The following is a 13,924-nucleotide window of genomic DNA, read 5'->3' as shown; positions in this document are numbered from 1 at the left end:
GCCCGATGATGGGGACTGACTAGTTGGCCTCGGCCAGCTTTTCGTCCAACTCAGCTGCAAAATCCGCATAGTTCATGTTGGAATATTTTTCACCATTGATGATGAAGGTCGGTGTGCTGGTGACATTGTCCAACTCAGCATTGGACCGATACCACGCCATCAGCTCCTGCGCGGTGTCACCGTCCGCCATGCAGGCATCCAGTTCTTCATCCGTGATGCCCGCGATTTTGCCGATCTGCCGCAGGGAGGCCGCGATGGCAGCGCCATCTTCCTGACGGGCCCATTCCTGCTGTGTTTCATAAAGCACGTTGGTGATCCCAAAGAACCGCATCTCACCGCCGCAACGCGCCACCATGGAGGCCCACAATCCCGGCTGATCGAAATAGACCTCACGTTAGGTGAAACCGATCTGGTCGGTGTCGATGTAGTTCTCTTTCAACTGCTGATACTGGTTGGCGTGAAACGACGCACAATACGGGCAAGTGTAGGACGCATATTCGATCACCTGAACCGGCGCATCGGGATTGCCTTGCAGCATGTCGACCACATTAAACAGCGGACGTTCCGCATCGCTTGTGGCCTGCGCCACAGCCGACGATGGCTGGTTCTTGAAATAGGCGTCACCGGCAATGGCCACTACAGCAACAGACGCGAGGAGGAAATTATTAATCGGAACGTCTTTCAGGTGTCGGAAGGACGCTTGGATATGACATTGGCCCCTAGCGCCTCAAGCGCAAGCCGCAATGCTTCGTTTTCGACAGGCGCGGCAACATGTTGCGCCGCAGCCCGCGCCTCAGGCGCGGGGCCGGTCTTGGCTTTGGGGGCGTGGTCGAAGGCCATTTGCCCCTCGGCAAAGCCGGTGCGCGCGGTCTGGGTGATGCGGATGCGCGCAATGGCGTTGTAGCCATAGCAGGCGTTCACCTTTTCGCGGATCTGTTCTTTTTGCATTTCCAGCATCGGGGCCTGCGCACCCGACGTCAGCACCGTCAACGTGGCCCCGAACCCGCCCTTGGCGTAGCTGACATCAACGGGATGGGCGATCTTGGCCGTGGCCTTCCCGACGATTTCGACCCAATGGGTCAAAACACGGGTCTGGGCGAAGCCACGGGTTTCAGTCGCGCCCCGGATGCTTTTCTGCATCAAGGTCGACGCACGGGAGAATCCGCGCTTGGCGTTATAGGATCGGGACTGTTTCATTGTTGCGCGCTACTCTAAACCCATCTGGGAACAACGCCAGACCCACCACCACCGAAAGGGCAATAACTTGGGGAAAACCGCAGTCACTTCCGCGTTATTGGACTGGTATGACATCCACGCCCGCGAAATGCCGTGGCGCGTGATGCCTGCCCAGCGCAAAGCGGGCGTTCGCCCCGATCCCTATGCGGTCTGGCTGTCCGAAGTGATGCTGCAGCAAACCACCGTCGCCGCAGTGCGCGACTATCACCGCAAATTCACCTCCATCTGGCCGACAGTTGCGGACTTGGCCGCGGCGAAGGACGCCGATGTGATGGCCGCTTGGGCGGGTCTTGGATATTACGCCCGCGCGCGGAACTTGTTGAAATGCGCGCGCGTGATTGTGGCAGATCACGGCGGTGTCTTTCCACAGACCTACGATGCGCTGATCGCTCTGCCCGGCATTGGCCCCTACACGGCTGCCGCCATTTCAGCGATTGCCTTTGATGAACCGTCGACGGTGCTGGATGGCAACGTGGAACGGGTGATGGCACGACTTTATGATGACCACACGCCCCTGCCCGCCGCAAAGCCCGTGTTTATGAACTACGCAGAGAGGCACACGTCACAAGACCGCCCTGGCGACTACGCGCAGGCGGTCATGGATCTGGGCGCCACCATCTGCACCCCCAAAACCCCGGCCTGCGGCATTTGCCCTGTGCGGCCTGACTGTAACGCGCAATCGGCGGGATCGCAGGCGACCCTGCCCAAGAAGACCCCGAAAAAACCCAAACCCACGCGGCATGGCATAGCCTATATCGCGCGTCGTGCCGATGGTGCGTGGCTGCTGGAAACCCGCCCCGACAAAGGGCTTTTGGGCGGAATGTTGGGCTGGCCGACGACAGAGTGGGGCGATGATCCGGCACCCGCAGCACCCTGTGACGCGGTGTGGGAGACGCTGAACGAACCGGCACGTCATACCTTCACCCATTTTCATCTGATCTTAACCGTTCAGACCGCATGGCTTGCGCAAAGTGCCACGCCCGATCGGGGGCATTTTGTGGATGGGGCTGAATTCAACGCCACAGCCCTGCCCACCGTGATGCAAAAGGCCTACACCCTTGCCGCTGCGACGCTACGGCAGGTTTGATATACCGAGGCAACTGCTTATGATGCGGTAACTTGAAGGACCCAAAGCCCATGACCTCCTTTCCGATCGTGTCCCAATCCAACATGGCCCGCATCAGCCGCGCCGCGCCATTCTGGCTGTCCGCGGTATTGATCCCACTTGCGTGGATCGGGGCCGTGTTTGGGGGCTGGACGGTGCTGCTGTTACCGGTGGCCACGTGGTACCTGTTCTCCGCCATTGACGCACTGGCCGGCACCTATGAGGCAAACGCCGACCTTGAAACGTCGGACGATGATCTGTTCTGGTATCGCGCCATCACCATCATCTGGGCGCCTCTGCAATTTGTAACAGTGTTTGGCATCCTGTGGTACGTGGCGGCCTCAGGCCATTTGTCCGGCCTTGAAATGGTCGGACTGTTCTTTGGGATCGGCGTCATTTCCGGAACCATCGGCATTACCTATTCCCATGAGCTGTGCCATCAAAAGCCAAAGTTGGAACGTTGGATGGCGGACATTCTGCTGGCGATGGTTCTCTATTCCCATTTCCGCAGCGAACACCTGCTGGTGCATCACCGCTATGTGGCCACGCCACGCGACCCTGTGACCGCGCGCTATAACGAAGGGTTTCACCGCTATTTCCCCCGTGTGCTGACCCAACAGCCTGTGTCTGCCTTTAAGGCCGAGGCCGCGATGCTGGCCCGCAAAAAACTGCCGTGGCACGATCTGTCCAACCCCTTCTGGCGCTATGCGGCGTTGCAGCTTGGGATGCTGACGCTTGCGGTGCTCATCGGCGGGTGGCTAGGTCTTGCGCTTTTTGTTTGGCAGGCGTTCATTGCCATTTGGCAGTTGGAACTGGTCAACTATGTCGAACACTACGGCCTGACGCGCAAACATCTGGGCGACGGCAAATATGAACACGTCAAGCCGCGCCATTCGTGGAACGCGTCGCAAATGGCGTCCAACTGGCTGCTCATCAACCTGCAGCGCCATTCCGATCACCACTACAAACCCGACCGGCGGTTCCCGCTGCTGCAAACCTACGATGACACTGAGGCCCCGCAGCTGCCTTACGGCTATCCGATCATGACCATGGCCGCGATGATCCCACCGATCTGGCGTCGGATCATGAACCCCAAAGTGCGTGCGTGGCGCAAACAGTATTATCCTGAGATCACCGATTGGGCGCCCTACAAAACGGCAGCCAATCCAATGCCGCGCTGATCACTTATCGTTGCGGCGCTGTCCGCTGACCCAAGCCCAGCTGGACCGGCACATGTCGGCCAGCGTGCGCGTGGCTTCAAACCCCAGCTCCGCCTTGGCCTTGTCAGGCCGCGCCGTCAGAACAGCCACATCCCCATCGCGACGCGGTGCAATCGCATAGGCAATGTCGTCACCACAGGCCGCACCATAGGCCCTCACCACGTCCAGAACGGATGATCCCTCACCTGTGCCCAGATTGACCGTGTGGCTTTCACCTGTGTCGATCAGCCGTTTGAGCGACAGCACATGGCCGTTTGCCAGATCCTCCACATGGATATAATCGCGTACGCCAGTGCCATCAGGCGTATCATAGTCGTCGCCAAACACGCTGAGTTTTGCCAGATCGCCCGTGGCAACCTTCGCGATATAGGGCACCAGATTGTTCGGGATATCCTCAGGATCCTCACCGATCATGGCAGATCGGTGCGCGCCCACGGGGTTGAAATACCGTAAAATACCAACGGCCCAGTCATCCGTCAGCTGTTCCAAAATCTGTTCGCCTGCGATTTTCGTGAACGCATAGGGGGAGGTGTAGGTGCGGGGATGATCTTCGGGGATCGGCTGCACATCGGTGTCGCCGTAGACTGTAGCTGAGGAGGAAAAGACGATCCGCCGACAGCCCCCGGCCTCCATCGCGGCCAACACGTTGAGCAAGCCGCCCACGTTGGTGTGCATATAGTCGAGAGGTTTTTCCACGCTCTCGCCGACGGCCTTTTTCGCCGCAAAATGCACCACGCCGTCGATCTGGTGCGCCGCAAACGCCGCGTCCAAATCGGTACGGTTCAGAACATCGCCCTCGACCACATGGACCCGATCGCCAGCAATATCCTGCAAACGCGCGGGCACATCCGGCTTCGCGTTCGAGAAATTGTCGAAAATTACGACCTCAAACCCTGCGTCGATCAGTGCCAAATAGGTGTGGGACCCAATATAACCTGCCCCACCCGTCAAAAGAATTTTCGCCATTACATGCCCCGTTCATCAATGCCGCCCTTATGGCGAGGTTTCAGAACAGAAAAAACCCCTTGTCAGGTCTTGGGAACCGACAAGGGGCAAAAGTGGTGCCACGGCTGGAGGCCGCAGGCACAGGCGGTAATCGTAAATTCTGGGGTGTGTCGGCTTAGTTGGCCCGCATTTCGGACCGGATTTGCTGACGCAACAGATCAATCGGGACTTTCTTGCCCTCACGGCGGAAGTGCCAGTAGGTCCAGCCATTGCAGCTGGGCGCGTTTTCACACGCCGCGCCGACCTGATGGATCGATCCTTTGGAATCAGCACCAATCAAGGTGCCGTCAGCGCGGACTTTGGCCTTGTGGCGGCCATTGATGGACCACAACTCCTCACCCGGGCGCAACATGCCACGTTCGACGACCTGACCGAACGGCACACGCGGTTCGGCGCGCTTGGATTGCGTGACTTGCAATGCGTCGCTGTCAAACTTGCGGATTTTGGCCAGACGCTTTTCAGCAACAGCGCGGTATTCAGCCTCACGTTCGATCCCGATGTAGTCGCGGCCCAGCATCTTGGCGACAGCCCCTGTGGTGCCGGTGCCAAAGAACGGGTCAAGCACGACGTCACCGGGGTTGGTGGTGCCCAGCAGCGCACGGTGCAGCAGGCTTTCGGGTTTTTGTGTCGGGTGGGCTTTCTCGCCGGCTTCGTTTTTCAAACGCTCATGTCCTGTACAAATCGGGAGCACCCAGTCGCTGCGCATCTGTGTGCCTTCGTTCAGCGCCTTTAGCGCTTCATAGTTAAAGGTGTATTTCGACTTCTCGGATTTGGACGCCCAGATCAGGGTCTCATGGGCGTTGGTCAGCCGCTTGCCGCGGAAGTTTGGCATCGGGTTCGATTTGCGCCAGACCACATCGTTGAGGATCCAGAAGCCTTGGTTCTGAAGCTCAGCCCCCATGCGAAACACGTTGTGATAGCTGCCGATGACCCAAATCGCGCCATCGGGTTTCAGGATGCGACGCGCAGCCTTGAGCCAAGCGGTCGTGAACTCATCATAGATGCGGAAGCTTTCGAACTGGTCCCAATCGTTGTCGACCGCGTCGACCTTGGAATTGTCCGGACGGTGCAAATCACCACGCAGCTGCAAGTTATAGGGGGGGTCCGCAAAGATCAGGTCAACACTGCCCTCGGGCAGGCTGTTCATGACGTCAATGCAGTCACCATCAATGATCGTATTCAGCGGCAGTGCAGGCGCACTTTCCGCGTTCATTTTCTTTGTCATCGTCTGCCTCTGTCCCACGGCGGTTATCCGCTCGTTTGTTGGGACCAATGTGAGTCATTGCTGATTCGCAGTCAAAAACTTTATTGAATCAAGAGGTTACGATTTTTCTTGTCACAACATATTGTGGATCGGTTTGAACGACCGTCTATGGTGTGGGGTAATCCCAAGATTTTGGATCGCAGACATGTGGCTTTTCGATCCATATCCCGCGTTCGTTTCCCAACCATAGCCGGGATACTGTTGCGCCAATTCAACCATGATCCGGTCGCGACATATTTTGGCCACAATTGAGGCCGCCGCGATGGACAAAGACCGCGCGTCGCCTTTGACCACGGTTGTCGCGGGGCAGGTCAGCGCCCGTGGGATCATATTTCCGTCAATCAGCGCATGGTCCACTTGGCCCAATCCGGCGACCGCACGTTCCATTGCAAGGTGGGACGCGCGCAGGATGTTGATTTCGTCGATTTCCTCCACCGTCGCATGGGCGATGGAAACCTCAGCGGTGGCAAAGATCAGGGGTTCCAGCACAGCGCGGCGTTTCGCGGTCAGTGCTTTGCTGTCGTTCAGACCATCGGGGATGTTGGCGGGGTCCAGAATAACGGCAGCGGCTGTAACGGGCCCTGCAAGCGGGCCGCGCCCGACCTCATCCACGCCAGCGATGCGTAGGGCGCCCGTGGCGCGCAGGTCATTTTCAAAGGAAAAATCAGGTGTGCTTTTCATGGGAACGGGTCAATCAGACCCGCCGCCCCAAAGCAACCAGATCAGAGCCAGAAGGACCCCGACAAGCGACGCCCCTTGGTATAGTTGTCTGCAGCGGGTGTTTTCGCGGCTTTGGTCTTGGCAGGCTGTGGCTTTGTCTCACGGCGCTGCGCGGGCTTGGCGGATTGGAATTTGGCGGTCAAGCGGTCTTGGATCATCTTCTCTCTCACTCTGGTTATGATGCTAATATAGTCAGTACTCCTGACCCAGTTAGCCGCACAGCCGCATCCCCGATTTGCACAATTTGCATGGAACAAACAAAAGAGGCAGGGGGCCATGTCCTCCCCCCTGCCTCAAATCGGGCGACCCAGTGGGCAGGCCGCCCGTGATCCGCGCCGGCCTTAGTGCCGGTTGAAGCGGAACCCTTCGTTGCGCAGACACCGCGCACGCCAGCCCGCCCGACGTTGACCATTTTGAGTGCGGAACTGGACGTGGCAGCGATCTGGCAGACGCGACACGTAGTTGTAGTTGTTGTTCATGCAGCGCTGCGGGAAAAACCGGATCGGATCGCCGTTGCGGCGGATGACCCGACGCAGGCAGTTGTCAGGCAGCCTCAGATGCGCATTGGGATCCACACGCGGACGTTCGGGGCGCGTATCAGAGTCGCGACTGTTGTGAATGGCAGCCCCCAGCAGCAGCAGCGTGATGATCCCCACAACGGCATCTTCCTCGGAGAACGAGGCCTGCGCGGGGCTGGGCGCCATGCTGGTGAGGGACAATGAAATGGCAAGAACGCCTGCCGTCAGAGTTTTGGTAGACATTGGGTCGATCCTTTCGGTTGTGCCGACAGTGGGCGTCGACGGGACTGGATCAACGATGGCTGTTGGGCGGTTTGCCTCTCAATAACGGCGCGCGGTTATGGGATGGCGCACAAAAGCCGGTCGGCAGATATTGAATAACAATCCACCAAAGGTCATGGTTCAGGCATGACACGTACTCTTATTCTGACAGCCACGCTGATGGCCCTTTCGGGAACGGCCCAAGCGGCCTGTTTCGCCGACTACAAAGCCAAGCGTGACGATCCCCTTCGGCTGCACTACGGTGTGGCGGAAATTACAGGCGACTGCACGGTGAACGCTGCTACGCAGGAGCTGACCCCACGGCTGGCCCAAGACGATTGGCAACTGCTGAGCGTCGAGGGCGTCTTTGACGAGGCCGGATTGGAAGAGAGGGAAGAGAGTGCAGGAGAAAACTACCTCCGCTATTGAGGCGCGCCAGACCGGCAATCGGATTGTCATCGGCGGGATCGCGGCCATCGTCCTAATCCTAGGGACGGCGGCAGTGTTGCTGTTTTTGAACCTGCCCGATGCCAACGCGTTCAATGCGCGGGTGGAACAGTTGTTTGTGGAAAACGCATCGCTGACCGGCCAAGCGGAAATCAAACTGCTTGAAATTCTGGCCCAGTCCGGCACCGCCTTCAGTGCCACCTTGGACAGCTACCGTTTTGTGATTTTCGTGCTGCTGGTCTTTGCGACGGCCCTTCTGATCGCGGCGGTGGCGTTCCTCGTTATGCTGATCGCGATGAACCGGCGGATGGGCCAGATTGAACGCAAAGGGATTGAGGTAAATTCCCTGCTGATCAGCCGCGACCAGAATATGGTTTATCTTAATAACTTCGAATTCAAGCTGACCGATGCGGCCATTGAAACCCTATCCGTTCTGGCCGAGGCCCGTATGGATGATGAGGTTTTGTCCGGGGCTGAAATTGAGGGCGTGATTTCCGGCCGTCCGTCGTCTGACTGCGAAGAAGCCGCCGGTGCCACGCGGATCAAACGGCTGCGCGATACTTTAGGCAACCAGATGATTTCGGAACTGCTGGTGCGTAACATCGCACGGCGAGGGTATATGCTGGCGATCGATAAAGATGTCATCCGAATGGTATGATGGGGAATCCGCATTACCGGTTCCCCGTTAAACCGCTGGGTGGAGCACCCACATCACTAACATGAAGAGACGAGACTTTCTTCGCTCTGCCGGGGCGACAGCGATCATCCCAGTGCTGCCGTTGCCTGCTGTGGCCGTCCCAGTGGCCGCTGCCCCAGTTCAAGCCATCCAGCTGAACTGGGCGGCCTTGTTTGCACGCACCCACGCCAAAGCATCCCCCGCGTTGATCCAGTCATGGTTAGGCGTTGGTCCAGCACAGGCGCAGGCTGTCATGACCGGTTTGGTGGAACGGGGCATCGTGGGCGCCCCTGTCGCGGGAACGGCAGCCGCGGTACAGCCCATCTATCAAAGCCGCGCCGTGCCTGGTGCACGTGTGGCCGTTGCCAAGGTCAAAGACATGGTCGAAGGTTTCGTGCGCGATGCGTTGGACGATGATCCCGAAGACCACGAGGACGACACCCATGACGCATCGCCCGACGCTGGCTAGTCGATGCTGCCCATGCAGATGTATTTCGATTCCATGAATTCATCCAAACCCTGATAGCCGCCTTCGCGACCAAGGCCGGAGGATTTCACGCCTCCAAACGGGGCCTCTGCGGTGGACACATGGCCGGTGTTCACGCCCACCATCCCGTAATCCAACGCCTCAGACACACGCCACGCGCGCCCGATGTCACGGCTGTAGAAATACGACGCAAGGCCGAATTCCGTGGCATTGGCCGCATCTACGGCCTCTTGTTCTTCGGTGAACTTGAACAGGGGGGCGACGGGGCCAAAGGTTTCTTCAGTCGCGACCGCCATGTCTGAGGTCACACCGGTAAGGATCGTGGGTTGGAAGAACGTCCCGCCCTTCTCATGCGGTTTGCCACCCAGTTTGATGTCCGCGCCCTTGGCGGTCGCATCTGCGATGTGATTGGTGACCTTTTCAAGGGCTGCTTCGTTGATCAGGGGACCGAAAACCACGCCCTCCTCCGCGCCATTGCCGACCTTCATGCCCGCGACCTTTTCGGCCAGCTTTTCGGCAAAGGCATCGTAGACGCCCGCCTGCACGTAGATGCGGTTTGCGCAAACGCAGGTCTGGCCGTTGTTGCGGTATTTCGACAGGATCGCGCCCTCAACGGCGGCATCCAGATCGGCGTCGTCGAACACAATGAACGGTGCGTTGCCGCCCAATTCCAGACCTAGCTTCTTGATCGTCTTTGCCGATTGTTCGTAGAGCATCGCGCCCACACGGGTGGACCCGGTAAAGGTGATTTTGCGCACTGTCGGGCTGGATGTCATGACACCCCCGATGGTCGCAGCGTCGCCAGTGATGACTGAGAACAGGCCGGACGGCAGCCCCGCCTCTTGCGCCAGAACAGCCATGGCGGTGGCAGAAAACGGCGTCAGTTCGGACGGTTTCAGAACCATGGCGCAGCCTGCCACAAACGCGGGGCCCGCTTTGCGGGTGATCATCGCGTTGGGGAAGTTCCACGGCGTGATTGCAGCGGTCACGCCCACGGGCTGTTTGATGGTGATGATCCGTTTGTCGGGCGTGTTCGTCGGGGTCACGTCGCCATAGGCACGACGGGCCTCTTCCGAGAACCACTCAAGAAAAGACGCGCCATAGCCCACTTCGCCCCGCGCCTCGGCCAGGGGTTTGCCCTGTTCGGCGGTCAGAATCTGGGCGAGGTCCTCTTGGTTGGCCATCATCAGGTCGAACCAGCGGCGCAACACGTTGCTGCGCTCTTTCGCGGTTGTCTTGGCCCATTCCTTTTGGGCGACTGCGGCGGCATCGATGGCCTCTTGCGTCTCGGCTGCGCCAAGGTCGGGGATGTGGCCGATCAGATCGCCGGTCGCGGGGTTCGTGACGGCGATGCCTGTTCCATTCGCCTCAATCCAGCGGTGCCCGACAAGGGCGGCTTCGCGCAGCAGGGCGGGGTTTTTCAACGACAGGGTCATGGGGGCGGCCTTTGCTTTCTGGTCAATGCTGACGCGCAGGTTTCACGCCGCGCGGGGTGCGGTCAAGCCAGAAGTAGCCGCACATTGGGATCGGTCAGTCACGCGGACAGGCTGGACAGAGCGAAAATCGCCGCCTATAGAATAAATGAACGTACATTCATTTTAGCAGCATGGCCAAAGAACACCAAACCAAACAGTTCATCCGAAACGCCGCGCGCAAGCTCTTTGCCGCGCGCGGCTACAACGCGGTCGCCATGCGCGACATCGCGGAGGCCATCGGCAAACAACCGGGCGGCATTTACAACCATTTCGGATCGAAACAGGCGATTTTGGTCGATCTGATGCAAGAGAACCTTGAACGGGCGGAGGCCGCAGCGATTGCGCCCTTGACCGACCTGTCGGACCCTGCTGACCGGCTTGAGGCCTTTGTGCGCGGCCATATCGCCCACAACATCGACAACCCCGACGACATTTTCATCGCCTATATGGAATTGCGCAGCCTTGAGGGCGCGGGATCAAAACAGATTATGGCCCAACGCGACGCCTATGAGGCCGCCTTGCGCGGCGTCTTGCGCGATGGGCAGGCCAGCGGTGCCTTTGCCATCGCTGACCCCGCCATTCAGGCCCGCGCCATCCTGTCCATGCTGGGCGGCATCACCGTCTGGTATCGCCAGACCGGCCCGCAAAGCCCTGCGGATATCACCGAATGCTACGTCCAAGCCGCGCTGCAAAGCGTCGGCGCGACCTACACCGCCCCCTTAGAAAGGTAACACCATGTTCAACGCTTCCATGACTTTCGACCTTGGCGAAGACGTGAATGCCCTGCGCGACATGGTCCACCGCTGGGCCCAAGACCGCGTCAAACCGCTGGCCGCCGAGGCGGACGCAAAGAACCTCTTTCCGGCTGATCTTTGGGCCGAAATGGGGGAGCTTGGCCTGCTGGGCATCACCATTTCCGAAGACGATGGTGGCGCGGGCATGGGATACCTTGCCCATGTCATCGCGGTTGAAGAAATCGCGCGGGCGTCGGCCTCCGTGTCGTTGTCCTACGGCGCGCATTCGAACCTGTGTGTGAACCAGATCGGGTTGAACGGCACAGCAGACCAAAAAGCACGGTATCTGCCGGACTTGATCTCGGGCGCGTCTGTCGGTGCGCTGGCCATGTCCGAAGCCGGGGCCGGGTCCGACGTTGTGGGCATGAAATTGCGGGCAGAAAAGAAGAACGACCGCTTCATCCTGAACGGAACCAAATACTGGATCACCAACGGGGGCGAGGCGAACACGTTGGTCGTCTATGCCAAAACGGACCCCGACGCAGGGTCCAAAGGCATCACCGCCTTCCTGATCGAAAAATCCATGCCGGGCTTCAGCCAGTCAGACCACTTCGACAAGCTCGGCATGCGGGGGTCGAACACGGTTGAACTGGTGTTTGAAGACGTTGAGGTGCCTTTCGAAAACATCTTGGGCGAAGAAGGCCGTGGTGTGCAGGTTCTTATGTCTGGTCTGGATTATGAACGTGTGGTGTTGTCGGGCATCGGCACCGGCATCATGGCCGCCTGTCTGGACGAAATCATGCCCTACATGGTTGAACGCAAACAATTCGGTCAGTCCATTGGGCAGTTCCAGCTGATGCAGGGCAAGATTGCCGATATGTATACCAAACTGAACAGCGCGCGCGCCTATGTGTATGAGGTCGCAAAGGCCTGTGATCGGGGCGATGTGACCCGTCAGGATGCCGCCGCCTGCGTGCTTTACGCGTCAGAGGAGGCGATGGTCGTCGCCCATCAGGCGGTGCAGGCCATGGGCGGGACCGGGTTCATGAACGATACCGCCGTCAGCCGTATTTTCCGCGACGCCAAACTGATGGAAATTGGGGCGGGTACCTCAGAAATCCGTCGCATGTTGGTGGGCCGCGAATTGATGGCGGCGATGGTCTGATGGCGGTTCTACGATCCGATATTTCGCCGCGGTCCGAAGGTTTCAAAACCAACCAAGCCGCCCATGAGGCCGGTCTGGCCGAAGTCGCGGCCGCCGCTGATCTGGCCATGGCCGGTGGCGGTGACAAAGCGCGGCAAAGGCATCTGTCGCGGGGCAAACTTCTGCCGCGTGACCGGATCGCCGGTCTGCTTGATCCGGGATCGCCGTTCCTTGAGGTCGGCCTGTTCGGGGCGCATGGGCTCTATGACGGGGCCTCTCCGTCTGCCGGTGTGATCGCCGGTGTGGGCCGCGTGCAGGGCCGCGACGTGATGATCCTGTGCAATGATGCCACCGTGAAAGGCGGCACCTACTTTCCCATGACGGTGAAAAAACACCTGCGCGCCCAAGAGATCGCGGAGGAAAACCACCTGCCCTGCATCTATCTGGTGGACAGCGGCGGTGCGAACCTGCCCAATCAGGATGAGGTGTTCCCCGACCGCGACCATTTCGGACGCATCTTTTTCAATCAGGCACGGATGTCGGCCAAAGGGATCGCGCAGATCGCGGTGGTCATGGGGTCGTGCACGGCGGGCGGCGCCTATGTGCCCGCCATGTCCGATGTGACGATCATTGTGAAGGACCAAGGTACAATCTTTCTCGCAGGCCCCCCACTGGTCAAAGCCGCCACGGGGGAGGTTGTGTCAGCCGAGGAACTGGGCGGCGGCGATGCCCACACACGCCTGTCCGGTGTGGCCGATTATCTGGCCAATGACGACGCCCATGCGCTGGCCTTGGCGCGTGAGGCTGTGCGCAATCTGAACACGGCCCCAACCCATGCGCTGAACCTGCAAAGCCCCGAAGACCCACTTTACGATCCGGCGGAATTGCTGGGCGTGGTGCCTGCCGACCTCAAAACCCCCTATGACATCCGAGAGGTCATAGCGCGTCTGGTTGACGGGTCGCGGTTCGATGAATTTAAGGCCCGTTATGGCACAACATTGGTCTGCGGCTTCGCCCATGTGATGGGAATGCCCGTGGGCATCATCGCCAACAACGGAGTTCTCTTTTCCGAAAGCGCCGTCAAAGGTGCGCATTTCGTACAGCTGTGTTCACGACGCAAAATCCCGTTGGTATTCTTGCAAAACATCACCGGGTTCATGGTGGGCAAATCATACGAAAACGGCGGCATTGCCAAAGACGGTGCGAAGCTGGTCACGGCGGTGGCGACCACATCGGTGCCCAAGATCACTATGTTGGTCGGCGGGTCCTTTGGCGCAGGAAACTACGGCATGTGTGGCCGCGCCTATGCGCCCCGATTTTTGTGGACCTGGCCGAACAGCCGCATCAGCGTCATGGGCGGCGAACAGGCGGCAGGGGTTCTGGCGACAGTGAAACGCACGGCATTGGAACGTCAGGGCACGGACTGGTCGGCCGAGGAGGAGGCCGCGTTCAAACAGCCCACCATTGATATGTTCGCGTGCCAAAGCCATCCTCTTTATGCCTCCGCCCGTCTTTGGGACGACGGGATTATCGACCCGCGCACGTCACGCGATGTGCTGGCGCTGTCCTTGCGCACGGCCCTGAACGCACCCATAGAGGACACGCAGTTTGGCGTGTTCCGGATGTGAGGGC

General features: G+C 59.3%; 15 protein-coding genes and 1 pseudogene. 8 read left to right on the top strand and 8 right to left on the bottom strand.

Annotation, left to right across the window (positions count from 1 at the left end):
- Window positions 1-19: 19 nt before the first annotated feature.
- Together ACTG36_RS02225 and ACTG36_RS02220 are read right to left on the bottom strand one after the other, a co-directional pair.
- A pseudogene (locus ACTG36_RS02225) lies at window positions 20-538 on the bottom strand (DsbA family protein).
- 143 nt (window positions 539-681) lie between these two features.
- Window positions 682-1,197 carry a DUF721 domain-containing protein gene (locus ACTG36_RS02220; RefSeq protein ID WP_375281117.1) on the bottom strand — a complete coding sequence of 172 codons (516 nt, stop codon included), beginning with the start codon at window positions 1,195-1,197 and terminating at the stop codon, window positions 682-684.
- 67 nt (window positions 1,198-1,264) lie between these two features.
- Between ACTG36_RS02220 and mutY the strand changes: the two genes are divergently transcribed.
- Entirely contained in the window at window positions 1,265-2,323 is a 1,059-nt protein-coding gene (gene mutY / locus ACTG36_RS02215; protein WP_375281118.1) for an A/G-specific adenine glycosylase, read from the top strand.
- Between the two features lie 50 nt (window positions 2,324-2,373).
- The gene (locus ACTG36_RS02210) at window positions 2,374-3,522 is read left to right on the top strand and encodes an alkane 1-monooxygenase (RefSeq protein WP_375281119.1); all 1,149 of its coding nucleotides are present in this window, start codon (window positions 2,374-2,376) and stop codon (window positions 3,520-3,522) included.
- Here ACTG36_RS02210 and galE read toward each other — a convergent pair whose 3' ends face one another.
- From galE to ACTG36_RS02185, 5 genes are all read right to left on the bottom strand, one after another.
- The gene (gene galE / locus ACTG36_RS02205) at window positions 3,523-4,527 is read right to left on the bottom strand and encodes a UDP-glucose 4-epimerase GalE (protein WP_375281120.1); all 1,005 of its coding nucleotides are present in this window, start codon (window positions 4,525-4,527) and stop codon (window positions 3,523-3,525) included. It lies immediately after the preceding gene.
- A 154-nt stretch (window positions 4,528-4,681) separates the two neighbouring features.
- Window positions 4,682-5,791, bottom strand: coding sequence for a site-specific DNA-methyltransferase (locus tag ACTG36_RS02200; RefSeq protein WP_375281121.1), 1,110 nt, complete (start codon window positions 5,789-5,791; stop codon window positions 4,682-4,684).
- Between the two features lie 111 nt (window positions 5,792-5,902).
- Entirely contained in the window at window positions 5,903-6,511 is a 609-nt protein-coding gene (locus tag ACTG36_RS02195) for a ribonuclease HII (RefSeq protein ID WP_375281122.1), read from the bottom strand.
- 41 nt (window positions 6,512-6,552) lie between these two features.
- A complete protein-coding gene (locus ACTG36_RS02190) occupies window positions 6,553-6,708 on the bottom strand; it encodes a hypothetical protein (protein WP_375281123.1) in 156 nt (51 codons plus the stop codon).
- A gap of 183 nt (window positions 6,709-6,891) precedes the next feature.
- Entirely contained in the window at window positions 6,892-7,311 is a 420-nt protein-coding gene (locus ACTG36_RS02185; protein ID WP_375281124.1) for a hypothetical protein, read from the bottom strand.
- 165 nt (window positions 7,312-7,476) lie between these two features.
- Here ACTG36_RS02185 and ACTG36_RS02180 point away from each other — a divergent pair, with 165 nt between their 5' ends.
- The 3 genes from ACTG36_RS02180 (at window position 7,477) to ACTG36_RS02170 (ending at window position 8,921) form a co-directional block, all read left to right on the top strand.
- A complete protein-coding gene (locus ACTG36_RS02180; protein WP_375281125.1) occupies window positions 7,477-7,758 on the top strand; it encodes a hypothetical protein in 282 nt (93 codons plus the stop codon).
- Window positions 7,730-8,434 carry a winged helix-turn-helix domain-containing protein gene (locus tag ACTG36_RS02175; protein ID WP_375281126.1) on the top strand — a complete coding sequence of 235 codons (705 nt, stop codon included), beginning with the start codon at window positions 7,730-7,732 and terminating at the stop codon, window positions 8,432-8,434. The genes ACTG36_RS02180 and ACTG36_RS02175 overlap by 29 nt, the downstream gene beginning before the upstream one ends.
- A gap of 61 nt (window positions 8,435-8,495) precedes the next feature.
- Window positions 8,496-8,921: a hypothetical protein gene (locus ACTG36_RS02170; RefSeq protein WP_375281127.1), complete on the top strand. Its 426-nt coding sequence runs from the start codon at window positions 8,496-8,498 to the stop codon at window positions 8,919-8,921.
- On the opposite strand, the gene ACTG36_RS02165 is transcribed toward ACTG36_RS02170, so the two are convergent.
- Complete coding sequence (locus tag ACTG36_RS02165; protein WP_439141317.1) at window positions 8,918-10,375, bottom strand: NAD-dependent succinate-semialdehyde dehydrogenase; 1,458 nt, start codon at window positions 10,373-10,375, stop codon at window positions 8,918-8,920. The genes ACTG36_RS02170 and ACTG36_RS02165 overlap by 4 nt on opposite strands.
- 170 nt (window positions 10,376-10,545) lie before the next feature.
- On the opposite strand from ACTG36_RS02165, the gene ACTG36_RS02160 reads away from it, so the two are divergent.
- Genes ACTG36_RS02160 through ACTG36_RS02150 form a run of 3 tightly spaced genes read left to right on the top strand, consistent with a single transcriptional unit; the run spans window position 10,546 to window position 13,920 of the window.
- Entirely contained in the window at window positions 10,546-11,145 is a 600-nt protein-coding gene (locus tag ACTG36_RS02160; protein ID WP_375281129.1) for a TetR/AcrR family transcriptional regulator, read from the top strand.
- 4 nt (window positions 11,146-11,149) lie between these two features.
- Window positions 11,150-12,313: an acyl-CoA dehydrogenase family protein gene (locus tag ACTG36_RS02155; protein WP_375281130.1), complete on the top strand. Its 1,164-nt coding sequence runs from the start codon at window positions 11,150-11,152 to the stop codon at window positions 12,311-12,313.
- On the top strand, window positions 12,313-13,920 hold the full coding sequence (locus ACTG36_RS02150; RefSeq protein ID WP_375281131.1) for a carboxyl transferase domain-containing protein: 1,608 nt from the start codon (window positions 12,313-12,315) through the stop codon (window positions 13,918-13,920). The genes ACTG36_RS02155 and ACTG36_RS02150 overlap by 1 nt, the downstream gene beginning before the upstream one ends.
- The last annotated feature ends 4 nt before the right edge of the window (window positions 13,921-13,924 follow it).

This window comes from Pseudooctadecabacter sp., assembly GCF_965657175.1.
Lineage (GTDB): Bacteria > Pseudomonadota > Alphaproteobacteria > Rhodobacterales > Rhodobacteraceae > Octadecabacter.
Note: the sequence above shows the minus strand (reverse complement) of the source record. Positions and strands in the feature narration are given on the sequence as shown.

Bases quoted from the DNA above. Each gene is read 5' to 3' on its own strand.
- ACTG36_RS02220 (WP_375281117.1), bottom strand. From the start codon at position 1,197: ATGAAACAGTCCCGATCCTATAACGCCAAGCGCGGATTCTCCCGTGCG.
- ACTG36_RS02210 (WP_375281119.1), top strand. From the start codon at position 2,374: ATGACCTCCTTTCCGATCGTGTCCCAATCCAACATGGCCCGCATCAGC.
- galE (WP_375281120.1), bottom strand. From the start codon at position 4,527: ATGGCGAAAATTCTTTTGACGGGTGGGGCAGGTTATATTGGGTCCCAC.
- ACTG36_RS02200 (WP_375281121.1), bottom strand. From the start codon at position 5,791: ATGACAAAGAAAATGAACGCGGAAAGTGCGCCTGCACTGCCGCTGAAT.
- ACTG36_RS02195 (WP_375281122.1), bottom strand. From the start codon at position 6,511: ATGAAAAGCACACCTGATTTTTCCTTTGAAAATGACCTGCGCGCCACG.
- ACTG36_RS02190 (WP_375281123.1), bottom strand. From the start codon at position 6,708: ATGATCCAAGACCGCTTGACCGCCAAATTCCAATCCGCCAAGCCCGCG.
- ACTG36_RS02185 (WP_375281124.1), bottom strand. From the start codon at position 7,311: ATGTCTACCAAAACTCTGACGGCAGGCGTTCTTGCCATTTCATTGTCC.
- ACTG36_RS02180 (WP_375281125.1), top strand. From the start codon at position 7,477: ATGACACGTACTCTTATTCTGACAGCCACGCTGATGGCCCTTTCGGGA.
- ACTG36_RS02170 (WP_375281127.1), top strand. From the start codon at position 8,496: ATGAAGAGACGAGACTTTCTTCGCTCTGCCGGGGCGACAGCGATCATC.
- ACTG36_RS02165 (WP_439141317.1), bottom strand. From the start codon at position 10,375: ATGACCCTGTCGTTGAAAAACCCCGCCCTGCTGCGCGAAGCCGCCCTT.
- ACTG36_RS02160 (WP_375281129.1), top strand. From the start codon at position 10,546: ATGGCCAAAGAACACCAAACCAAACAGTTCATCCGAAACGCCGCGCGC.
- ACTG36_RS02155 (WP_375281130.1), top strand. From the start codon at position 11,150: ATGTTCAACGCTTCCATGACTTTCGACCTTGGCGAAGACGTGAATGCC.
- ACTG36_RS02150 (WP_375281131.1), top strand. From the start codon at position 12,313: ATGGCGGTTCTACGATCCGATATTTCGCCGCGGTCCGAAGGTTTCAAA.